Origin of the sequence: uncultured Campylobacter sp. (genome assembly GCF_938018035.1) — a bacterium.
GTDB lineage: Bacteria > Campylobacterota > Campylobacteria > Campylobacterales > Campylobacteraceae > Campylobacter_B.
Genome location: NZ_CALIJF010000026.1, coordinates 1 through 10714 on the forward strand (window position 1 = coordinate 1; position 10714 = coordinate 10714).

Below are 10714 nucleotides of genomic sequence, written 5' to 3' on the forward strand. Positions count from 1 at the left end.
AAACTCATCTTTGTCGATGGCTGCGAGCTTGGGCGTATCTTTAAATCGCGCGATGAAAGCGTCTATCTCTCTGCGATCAAGCGCTTTTGCGATAAAATTTCCCTGCAGATAGTTAAATTTCAAATTATTTAAAAGCCGCAGAGATAGCGCATTTTCGACGCCTTGAGCACCTACTGCGAATCCAAACTCCCGCTTTAGCTTGCCTGTGATCTCCACCATCGTTCGGATAGCATTTTTTTTCTTGCCTATGTCAAGGCAGAGCTCGCGGTCGATTTTAACGATATCGAAAGGCTGGGCATTCAAGAATGGAATATTGCTTTTATTTGCACTATTAAGGGCAAATTTAACCCCAAGATCTGCATAACGCCCACGCGCAGGGGCGAATTCCTTAAAATTTTGCTCGCTAAAATCGGTGATCTCAAACATCAACTCGCCTTTTGCATTAGCTCTGTCTCGCAAGCTGTGAGCTACGAAATCGTAAAATTCGTCGTTTGTAAGCACGGCTAGACTTACGTTTATCGAGCAGTTTGCGCCCGTTTGAGCGTTAAATTCCATCATCTTTGAAAACGCAAATTTTGAGATCGGCAACTCAAATCGCGGCTCGCTTAATATCTGCGCAAAATCCTGCGGGGCAAGAATTCCGCGCTTTCCGCGATCCCAGCGTAAAAGCAGCTCATATCCGTAAATCTGTGCGCCGCTAATGATCGGCTGATAGAGCACGAAAAACTCCCCCTCTTCGATCGCCGCAGCAATCCCTTCTTCGCTAGGTCCGTCTGCTTCGGCGCGCTCAAAGATGCAGTAGCGGTTTTTGCCGCTCGTTTTGGCGCGATACATCGCTCTATCGGCGCGCGATAAAAGTCCTGGAAAATCGATCTTTTCGCTGCCGTCGTAAAACGCTGCGCCAACGCTGATGCTTGCGCTAATCTCATTGCCTTTGAGGTTAAATTTCATCTTTGAAATTCCAAGCAGACGGTCTAATAGCACATGCGCGGCGTCCTTGCTTTGCAGATCGCCGATAATGGCGCCAAACTCATCGCCGCCTAAGCGCGCTAAGATATCGCCTTTACGCAGTAGCCCGCTCATCGCTTTTGAGATCGCTTGTAAAAACATATCGCCGACCTCGTGCCCGTAGGTGTCGTTGATCGCCTTAAAGCCGTCAAAATCGATGAAAAGCACCGCCATAAGCTTGGAATTTTCGCCCGAGCTTGCGGTAAATCTCTGCGCGGCTTTCATAAAATACACTCTATTTGGAAGCCCGGTAAGCGCGTCGTGATGGGCGATCTTGGCTAGCTCGCTCTCCTTTTGCTTGATCTGCGAAATTTCGGTAAACATCAAGATGAAATTTGAAGTAAGCGAAAAATCATCCTTTATCGCAATTGCCGTAAATAACGCAGGAAAGGTGCCACCACCTCTTTTTAGTCCGTAAATTTCATCTTTATAGGAGGTCTGTTTGCCAACGAGATTTTTTCTAATCCTCTCCATCACGTCTGCCCCGCCCTCTGTAGGAGCGAAGAAATTTGGAATTTTGCCGATAGTTTGGCTTTCGCTATAGCCGGTGATTTCATAAAAGGCGTTATTAGCGCGCAGCACGCGACCGCTCTCATCTGTGATTAAGATCGCCTCTAGCGAGCGCGAAAATACGTTAGCGTTTAAATTTAACTCCAGCTCTGTCTGTTTGCGCGAGCTGATATCTTCGAGCGTAGTTTTTACAAGGCGAGAGCGAGAGCCGTGCTTTTCGGTGACGTAGCCTTGCATACTGATCCAAGTATAGGCATTAGCGGCATTTCGCAGACGGAATTCGCAGCTAAAATCGCTCCTAAGCCCGGCGGTGCATTCGCGGATCATTTTATTGAAATTCTCTAAATCCGCGAAGTAAATTTCATAACTAAACTCCCCAAAGCTCATCGCAGTGTTTAGCCTTTTGCCGCGATATTTTAAAATTTTAAAGTAATTTTTATCAAACGATAGCATCTGCGCGTTAAGATCGATTAAGCAGGTACAAAAATTCCTAGTCTCGATTACGGTGCGGTAAAAGTCCAAATCCTCCTGCAAGCCGCGGATCGCCTTAACATCGTCATCAATATTTTGAAAATAAAACGCAGCCCTGGCGGCGGACTTTTTGACATAGATGCTCACTTCGTAGCTATAGCGGATATTGTCGTTATGGCGAATTTTATAGCTTTGAGAAAAGCTTAGCTCTTCTGAGGGCATATCAGCTAAGCGGTTTAAAATTTCATTTTTAGCCTCATTCGCATCCTTTTCATCCAGCAAATCCCATAGCCTTATCTCGCCGCTTAAAAACTGCGCCGCTTCGTAGCCCCAAAGCTCTTTTATATTTTTGCTCGCATCTACGATCTTGCCCGAAGTGTAGTCAAACACGAGCGTAACGATAGGTGCGTGATTTAAATACTCATATTTTTGCTTGGTTTCATCGTAAAATCTGCGATATTTCGACGCGTCAAGCACCACGAAAAGGGTTGAAATTTTACTTCCGTCGCGGATATAAGATTTTTTAACATAAAGGTCTTTGACGCCATTTTTGGTCTCTTGGCGGGTTACGACATAGTTTTCTTTGACATAGTTTGCGCGCTGGGTTTGATAGGCGTGATCGTAAAACGAGCCTGCTTGCAGCGCGAATATATTCCGTCCTACGACGTCATCGCCGTAAAGCTCGCGTGCGCCGTTGCTAGCGCTTTCGATCGTGCCTGCTACGTTATCGATGCTAAGCACCGAAAGGGAGCTGTATTTTAGCGCATCTTTAAAGCTGAGGCTAAAATCGCCGTGGCGCAAATTAGACTTCAAAACCTCGTCTATGGATTTAGAAATTTCTAAGACGGAGCTTAGCGGATTTAGTGCTTCTATATCGCGGATTTTGGAGTGATAATCTCCTTGGCGCAGAGCGTTTTGAACTGCTGCAAGCGGGATAAAAACGCGCTTTTTTAAAAACGTAAAATTTGAAATTAGAAGGATTAAATAAGCTAAAATCGCCGCCGCTAGCGCTACGACGATAAAATCGTCCGCGCCCAAAAAATAGCCGGCTCGTTCGCGAGCCATTACGAAATTATCCCCCAATTTCGTAAGATATGCAAAGCTTAGTCCAGATTCGTCTTCAAAGCTTACCACTTCGCCTAGGCGCGAAAAATCAAAATCCTGCCCTAATATATCGGTTACGCTGCCAGGAGCGTTAAAAAATTTACCTTCGGCGTTAAAGACCAAAATATCTCCCAGCGAAGAGAGCCTGGCAATCGGCCTAGCGGTGTTGGCAAAGCCTAGTAGATACGAATCAGCATTTACACGCTTGATCAAAAAATACCGCCACGCCCCATCCATCATCATATAGCGCGATACCCATTCATCCTTTTTTAGCTCGCTTGCGATATCCGCAAGCCGTATCTCGCCAAGATCCGAAATACGCGCATCCGATGAAAAATGCGCCAAGCTCTCCTGCTTCGCGCCGCGGGCGTGCATATAAAAAATAGCGTCAAATCTATGAGAAGATTTTACGACGTTACGGATCAAATCCGCATAAAGCTCGCTTTGCGCAGCCTCATGCCTTGCGTCCAAAGAAATGATATTTTCTTTTAGAATTTCAAGCTCGCTAAAAAGCGACTCGTCGGTATTTTTAAGTAAAGTAATCGCCGTGCGCGTCCGCAAATCAAGCTGCGTAGCGATCCTAGTACGCAAAAAGCTAATCTCGCAAACTACTACAAGCGTAAGTAGTGCAGCGCCTAGAATCAAGGCGGCGTTAAATCTTTCAGTAACGAAGTCTTTTTTGTTTTTCATGCCAAATTCCAAATTTTGCGGGATTTTAGCAAATTTCGTTTTAAAGCCTATTTAAGCTTTGATTTTCGCTCCGCGCGCACCCAAAAAATGCATCATTAAAAGTACCGCGAAGCTAAAAATAAGCATCAGCGCCGAATACGCGTGAGCCTGCGCGAAATCGAGCGTCTCAGTCGCTTCGTAAATCGCAATGGAAGCGACCTTGGTCTGCTCGCTCACGCTGCCGCCGATCATTAGCACGACGCCAAACTCACCCATCGTGTGCGCGAAACAGATCACCAAGGCGCTAAGCAGGGAGTGGCGTATCGCGGGCAACGCGACGCGAAAAAGCTTGGAAAAATAGCTCTTATCTAGCGAATCGCACGCCCAAAAAAGCGAGCGCGGAAGCGAGCGAAAGCCCGAAACCAGCGGCGAAAACATAAACGGCAGCGAGTAGATACAGCTCGCGATCACGAGCCCGCTGAAATTAAATACGAGCCTAAGCCCGAAATGTTTGTCAAAAAACTCGCCCAGCACCGAATACGGCGATAGAAAAACGAGCAGGTAAAACCCTAGCACCGATGGCGGAAGCACTAGCGGAAGCGAGATGATCGATTCAATCACGCTTTTGCCTCGGAAATTTTTTCTCGCCATAAAAAACGCGAGCGGCACGCAGACGATAAACAACGCGAGCGTCGTCAAGCTGGCAAGCTTTAATGAAACGAGAAACGGCGTGTAATCGAGCCCCTTTAGAATTTCAAACATTTATCCTCCGAGCCGAGCCGCTGGGCCCAAACTATAAAATCTTAAAAGCCTAGCCCTACTTTAAAATTTAGAGGCAAAGCTAGATAGAATTTGTGCAAACCTCATAGTCATAAGGCTTTGCATAATAGAATTTTGAAAAATTCTGCGCAGACCTAGCTGCGCAAGAGCTTTAGCAAAATGAAATTTTAAAAATTCCATGCAAGCTAAACTGGGCGGAATTTTATAAATTGCTTGGCTAATAAATTTCTTCAAGCGTGCAAATTCCGTCAGGCATTTAAGCTCTACCCAAGCTGGTAAATTTTTAAGACCACGAATTTTGCTGAGCTAAATTTCAAAAAGCTTAGCTTAGCTTTAAAACTTGAGCGGGCAGGATTTATCTGAGCGCAAATTTCACGCAAGATAGGCTAAACGACGCCCTCCGAACGACCTAGCGAAATTTCATTGAGCCCGACAAGACGAAATTAAAATTTCGCATAAATGTAAAAAACCGGGTTAATGAAATCCTGTCATAGCTCATTAAGCAAGTTTAACGCGCAAGCTTCGAGCCGTTAGAGCTTTTAAAATTTCAAAGCCACAAAATCCAGGTGAAATTCTAAATCTGAAAATTTTAAGTTTACGCGAAGCTTCACATTAAATTTTTTACCAAAATCGCATGATAGAATTCGCGCAACTCCTGCCAAAAAAGTAAGCTAAAAGCCGCCAAATTTAAAAATAAACCCACCACGCCAATTAATAAATTCAAAAAAGGAATTTAACGGCGCCTGTCTGCGCAAAATCTAAAATTTAAAGCTTAATTTCCCCACGCTATCTAGTCTCGCGTTGCGGTTTTGCTCTAGCCTGCGTTTAAATTTTGTGTTTCATGAAAATCTAAGTGCGATGCGAATGAAATTTTAAAATCTCACCGTATTTTGCGGGCAAATCTAGCTAAAATTTCGCAAAATCCCTCGTCTAAATTCCATAAAAGCCTGTATTTAAATCTCTAATCTAGTTGAAGTTTCCTACTTAGGCGCACCTAAAAGCTTATCTGCAAGTTTAAATTTTACGCAGAGTGATATTAAAGGCTTTGGCACCCGCTTTGACCTCATCGCCTACTTGCAAGCCATCGGCTTCTGCATTGCTTAGCACCACTTCGCACAGCTGGCTTCCGATCGCTACGACAGCTACTTTGATCCCGTCGCGTGCTTGCAAATCAACAACCTTGCCCACGAACGAAAACTTCTGTGAGCCGCTAGTTTTAAGAAAAATTTCCTCCGGCGTACCGGTGCGGACGATCCTGCCGTCCTTCATCTCATAAACTCGCTTGCAAAGCCTATAGATCTCGCTTATGTCGTGGCTTACCAAAATCACGGTCTGATGAAACTGCTCGTGGATCTTTAGCAAATACTCTTGGATTTTTTCGCGCATCGTAAAATCAAGCGCCGAAAGCGGCTCGTCAAGTAGCAAAATTTCAGGCTCTTGCATCAGTGCGCGGGCAAGTGCCACGCGCTGTTTCTGCCCGCCACTAAGACCCTCGACGCCGGATTTCGCAAACTCACTAAGCTCTAAAATTTCAAGCAGCATCGCAGCTTTTTGCGGATCGTTTCTGGCAAAAAGTAGATTGCCCGTCACGCTCATATTCTCAAAAAGTGCGTAGTCTTGAAATAAAAAGCCGATTCTGCGCTTGCCCGCACTTAAGAATTCATTGCCTTCTTGTAGCACGCGATCGCCGTCTTTTATGCTACCACTATCTGCGCGCAAAAATCCAGCCAAAATGCGCAGCAGTGTAGTCTTACCGCTGCCGCTGCGCCCATATAGGCACACAAACGAGCCTTTGTTAATCTCTAAGCGAGCATCAATCGAGAAATCATCACTGATTTTTTTCTTACAATCAATCGTTATCATATTTTTCTATATATATCGCAGTGGCGCTAATGTATGCGAAAACCTCGTCGCCCTCGCGTAAAGCAAGCTCCTGCGCAGAATGCGCGCTAATGAGCACATCAAAGCTTATCTTGCCTTCAAACCTGAGCGTGCATAGAATTTCACCTAAGCTTAGGCTCATAATCTTGCCGTGAATTTCATTTTCGCTAGATACACCGCTTAGAGCTTCGCGAGATAAAAGCACATCGGTGCTTTTAAAGCCCACGTAAACTTCGCTGCCCGCCTTAAGCTCGCTACTTAGCTGCAGAAATACACCACGTAGCTTGATACCGCCCGCGATAAATCCTACTGAATGGATGCCGTCTTTTTGTAAAATTTCGTTGATTCTCGCTCTAATCATTAAAACTCGTATCCGTATTTAGCAAAGATCGCCCTGCCCTTATCGCTTAGGATAAAATCATAAAACGCCTTGGCTTCGGCATTGTCTTTGGCGTGATTTAGCACAACCATGCCTTGAGCTATCGGCTCGTAGAGTTTGGTATCGACTAAGACGAAATTTTCGCCCTCTTTGCAAGGCTTATCGTTGCAGCCGTCCTTCGCCATCTTAGGCGCATACATCGCGCTAGCCGCGATAAATCCGACGTCGGAAGCTTTAAGCGCTTGCGAAAGAGCCTCGCCGATCGATTTTGCCTCTACGATTTTGCCTTTAATCTCATCGTAAACTCCCGCTTTTTGGAAGGCCTGTACGCTTGCGGCACCGTAAGGAGCGGTCTTTGGATTTGCTATCGAAATCGTTTTGACGCTAGGGTCTTTTAAAACTTCAAGCCCCTTGCTAAGATCTATGCCGCGCACGCTAAACATCGCCACTTTGCCTTTGGCGTAAGTTTTGGCAGGCGCCGTCGCAAAGCCATCTTTATGCAGGTCGTCTGCAAATTTCATATCCGCCGCCATAAAAATATCAAACGGAGCGCCGTTTTTGATCTGCGTGCTAAGCGCACCGCTGGCGCCCAAGCTCACGTTTAGCGTGGTTTGCGGATGCAGCTTGGCAAATTCCGCCTTGATCTCGTCAAACGCATACGTCGTATTCGCAGCGGCTGCGACGCTGACCTCGCCTGCGCTAAGCGCGGCTGCGGTTAAAATTCCTAAAAGCACTGCTTTCAACTTCATTTTATGCCTTTCGCTTTGGCTCTCGCCGAGAATTGAATTCTATCTAAAATTTTAAATTTGCGCCTTAAATTTTAAAATTTTGCGCACCCAATTTCACCCTATTACGCGCCAATAATGATCTCGCTAGGCTCGATGATCGCCGCTACCTCATCTCCTACTCCTAGAGCCATCGCGGTGGCAGATTCTCGCGTGATGATCGCGGTGATGTTTTGGTGCGAGCTTGTGCCTAGACAGATCTCTGCGTTTACCGCGCCGATTTTGACCTCGCTAATCGTGCCCTTGATTTGATTCGCCGTACTAAGTTTTAGCTTCTCCGAGGCTCCTTTGGCAATGATGACGCTTGGAGCCTTAAATAAAAACAGCACATCCTTGCCCACCTTTAGCCCTAAATTTTTTTCGCTCTCTACGGTTACCGTCGCGCATAAAATTTCGCCACCTGCGAGTTTAGCCGTGATTTGAGAATTTACAGCGCCTGTTTGAACATCCGTAATCTCAACACTTAGCTGATTGCGCGCAGAAAGCTTCATACCGATCTTCTCTAAGCTTAAAAGGCTCTCTTCGGTGATCTCGTCAAGCTTTAAAATTTCACTCAAAAATGTCTCGCCCGCGTGGCTGATAGCATCATAAGCGCGAATCAGCTTGTGAGCGTAAGGGGTAAGCTCGGAGCCGCTATTTTTCTTTGTGCCTTGAGTGCGGACGATGAGGGGTTTTTTGCTCGCGTTGTTGATTAAATTTAGCGCGTCCCAGCCGTTTTTATACGACACTCCTACGATCTCTGCGGCCTTTGTAATACTTTTAGTCTCATCTACGGCCTTAAGCAGCTTAATGTGCTTGGCTAAAAGCGATGCTTTGTTGCCAAGCAGGAATTCCAAAGCAAATTTTGCGTCCATTTTCATCCTTTCTTATTTACTTTCACGTGATTTTATAATATATCCTCTGATATATTTCTTAAAGAGCTGCAGGCTTTATTCTGCGATATAAAGAGGGAAATTCTATATGAAATTTTACCTTTATTGACAAAATTTCTTTAAACTTGTAAAATCGCCACTTTGATTTATAAAGAAGGGTCACAATTTGAAATTTATAAAAATTATATTCTTAGCCGCTGCATTGGCATTTTGCGGTTGCTCGCAAAAGCAAGACGTAGCGCCTAGCGATACGGATGGTTTTGACGAGGAGTTTGCCAAGCGCGAGGTTTTCGATCCGCTTAGCGGCTATAACCGCGTTATGACGAGCTTCAACGACGTATTTTACTCATACATATTAACCCCTGTAGCCAGCGGCTACGATTACGTAATGCCCGATCCGATCCAGGGCGCGTTTTCAAATTTTTTCTATAATATTTTATATCCGATGAGGCTCGTAAACAACCTGCTGCAGGGTAAATTTGAAAATTCTTGGGACGAGACGAAACGGTTTTTGATCAATTCGACCGTTGGCTTCGGCGGGCTTAATGATATGGCAGGCAAATACTACGGAATTCCGCGCCACGACGAGGATTTCGGGCAAACGCTCGGATATTGGGGCGTTCCGGCAGGCCCACATATCGTCTGGCCGATTTTGGGACAGAGCAATCTACGCGATACAGCGGGACTTGTCGGAGATTATTTTTCAAACCCGATAAATTATATTAAAGATGGCACGGTGCGAAACTTCGTCAACGGATTTAGAATATTTAACGACTACTCGCGCGATCCGAAATTTTATGAAAAAATGACCAAAGATGCGGTAGATCTATATCCATTTTTACGCGATGCTTACGAGCAAAATCGCGAGAAACTAATAAAGGAATAACAATGAAAATTTTAAAAGTTCTAGCGCTTTGCGGAGCGCTTTTGATTTCGGCGCACGCTATTAGCGATGCGGATATCGAGCCGGTGATGAGCCAAAAGGTCGCCGAGGCCGTAAGCATCATGCGAAGCAATACTCCCAAAGACGCAAAACCCGTAAAAATTTTTGCACTTTTTGACGGCTATTTTGATTATAAGATGATGGCAAAGCTTTCACTTGCGAAGCATTACGCTAGCCTTAGCCCCGCGCAGATCGCGGAATTTAATAAGGCCTTTGAAGCGCATCTAAAGCGCTCCTTTATCGAAAAGCTTTCGCTTTATACCGATCAGGATATGAAGGTGCTTAGTAAACAAAGCCCGAGCGATAAGCGCCGCGTGCTAAAAACGCAGGTCATCGGCGAGCAGAAAAACTACGACATAGATTTTAAATTTTATCCTAACGGCTCTGATTGGCGCATCTACGATGTCGATATCGTGGGCGTTAGCCTAATTCAAACCTACCGCTCGCAGCTAGGCGACGTAACGCAAAGCTTGGGCTTTGACGAGCTTATAAAGCGGCTAAATTCTACCGTCATCAATAGCGGCGAATAGCAGCGCGCCTAAAAGAGCGGTATTTGAAAAAAATTTTTCGCTTAATCGTCGCGTTTCCGAAAATCACGCTCGCGCTGTTTACGGCGCTGGCGCTCTTTTTCGGATATTACTCCACAAAGCTCGAGATCGACGCTTCGAGCCAGACGCTTCTACTAGATAATGACAAAGACCTTCAAATTTGGCGCGAAGTATCCAAGCGCTACGAAACGCCGAATTTCTTGGTGCTTGCATACACTCCCGCGGGCGATCTTTTAGCGCCCGAGACGATCCACAAAATAGAGCAGATGGATGCGGCTTTTTCCAAGCTTGATTTCGTCGCTAGCGTCACGGACATCACGAACGTACCGCTTTTGCTAAACAAAGGTGGCGGCATGAGCGAGCTGCTTAAACACATACCCGCCCTTGCGGATGCGGACGTAAATTTAACCGCGGCTAGGCGCGAGTTTGCCACAAGCCCCTTTTACGCATCAAATTTAGTAAGCGCCGATTTTCGCACTACCGCAATTTTGATAAATTTAAAGCCTCAGACCCGCTACGAGGAGCTTTTGCGCCTAAGAGACGGAGCTAAAAGCGCTCTAGAGCAAGCAGAGCATGAGGCCAACCACTCGGGGGCTCAAATTTCACAGCTTAAAGACGCGCTTAAAGTTGCAGAGCAAAATTTTAAATCCTACCGCGACGAACTGCGCGAAAAGGATCACCGAGATATTGTGGCTTTGCGCGCGCTGATCGCGGGCTTTGAGAAGGAATTTGCGGGCGACCGATTGTTTTTGGGCGGACTGAAT

At 45.8% G+C, this 10714-nt stretch carries 8 protein-coding genes and 1 pseudogene; 3 read left to right on the top strand and 6 right to left on the bottom strand.

What is annotated here, in order from left to right; genetic code table 11:
• From Q0257_RS00770 to Q0257_RS00795, 6 genes are all read right to left on the bottom strand, one after another.
• Positions 1-3783: diguanylate cyclase (locus Q0257_RS00770; protein ID WP_298020317.1), on the bottom strand; the 3783-nt coding region annotated here is incomplete at its 3' end.
• Between the two features lie 51 nt (positions 3784-3834).
• Entirely contained in the window at positions 3835-4524 is a 690-nt protein-coding gene (gene modB / locus Q0257_RS00775; protein ID WP_298020320.1) for a molybdate ABC transporter permease subunit, read from the bottom strand.
• A 1032-nt stretch (positions 4525-5556) separates the two neighbouring features.
• Positions 5557-6405, bottom strand: a complete 849-nt coding sequence (locus tag Q0257_RS00780; protein WP_298020322.1) for an ATP-binding cassette domain-containing protein — start codon at positions 6403-6405, stop codon at positions 5557-5559.
• A complete protein-coding gene (locus tag Q0257_RS00785) occupies positions 6392-6784 on the bottom strand; it encodes a hypothetical protein (RefSeq protein ID WP_298020324.1) in 393 nt (130 codons plus the stop codon). Before Q0257_RS00785 ends, Q0257_RS00780 begins: the two co-directional genes overlap by 14 nt.
• Positions 6784-7551, bottom strand: coding sequence for a molybdate ABC transporter substrate-binding protein (modA, locus tag Q0257_RS00790; RefSeq protein WP_298020327.1), 768 nt, complete (start codon positions 7549-7551; stop codon positions 6784-6786). The genes Q0257_RS00785 and modA overlap by 1 nt, the downstream gene beginning before the upstream one ends.
• Before the next feature lie 101 nt (positions 7552-7652).
• Positions 7653-8441, bottom strand: coding sequence for a TOBE domain-containing protein (locus Q0257_RS00795; RefSeq protein ID WP_298020330.1), 789 nt, complete (start codon positions 8439-8441; stop codon positions 7653-7655).
• 184 nt (positions 8442-8625) lie between these two features.
• Between Q0257_RS00795 and Q0257_RS00800 the strand changes: the two genes are divergently transcribed.
• The 3 genes and pseudogenes from Q0257_RS00800 to Q0257_RS00810 form a co-directional block, all read left to right on the top strand.
• Positions 8626-9345 carry a VacJ family lipoprotein gene (locus Q0257_RS00800; RefSeq protein ID WP_298020333.1) on the top strand — a complete coding sequence of 240 codons (720 nt, stop codon included), beginning with the start codon at positions 8626-8628 and terminating at the stop codon, positions 9343-9345.
• Between the two features lie 2 nt (positions 9346-9347).
• Complete coding sequence (locus Q0257_RS00805; protein WP_298020336.1) at positions 9348-9932, top strand: ABC transporter substrate-binding protein; 585 nt, start codon at positions 9348-9350, stop codon at positions 9930-9932.
• A gap of 23 nt (positions 9933-9955) precedes the next feature.
• A pseudogene (locus Q0257_RS00810) lies at positions 9956-10714 on the top strand (RND family transporter); the annotation flags it as partial.

Bases quoted from the DNA above. Each gene is read 5' to 3' on its own strand.
- modB (WP_298020320.1), bottom strand. From the start codon at position 4,524: ATGTTTGAAATTCTAAAGGGGCTCGATTACACGCCGTTTCTCGTTTCA.
- Q0257_RS00780 (WP_298020322.1), bottom strand. From the start codon at position 6,405: ATGATAACGATTGATTGTAAGAAAAAAATCAGTGATGATTTCTCGATT.
- Q0257_RS00785 (WP_298020324.1), bottom strand. From the start codon at position 6,784: ATGATTAGAGCGAGAATCAACGAAATTTTACAAAAAGACGGCATCCAT.
- modA (WP_298020327.1), bottom strand. From the start codon at position 7,551: ATGAAGTTGAAAGCAGTGCTTTTAGGAATTTTAACCGCAGCCGCGCTT.
- Q0257_RS00795 (WP_298020330.1), bottom strand. From the start codon at position 8,441: ATGGACGCAAAATTTGCTTTGGAATTCCTGCTTGGCAACAAAGCATCG.
- Q0257_RS00805 (WP_298020336.1), top strand. From the start codon at position 9,348: ATGAAAATTTTAAAAGTTCTAGCGCTTTGCGGAGCGCTTTTGATTTCG.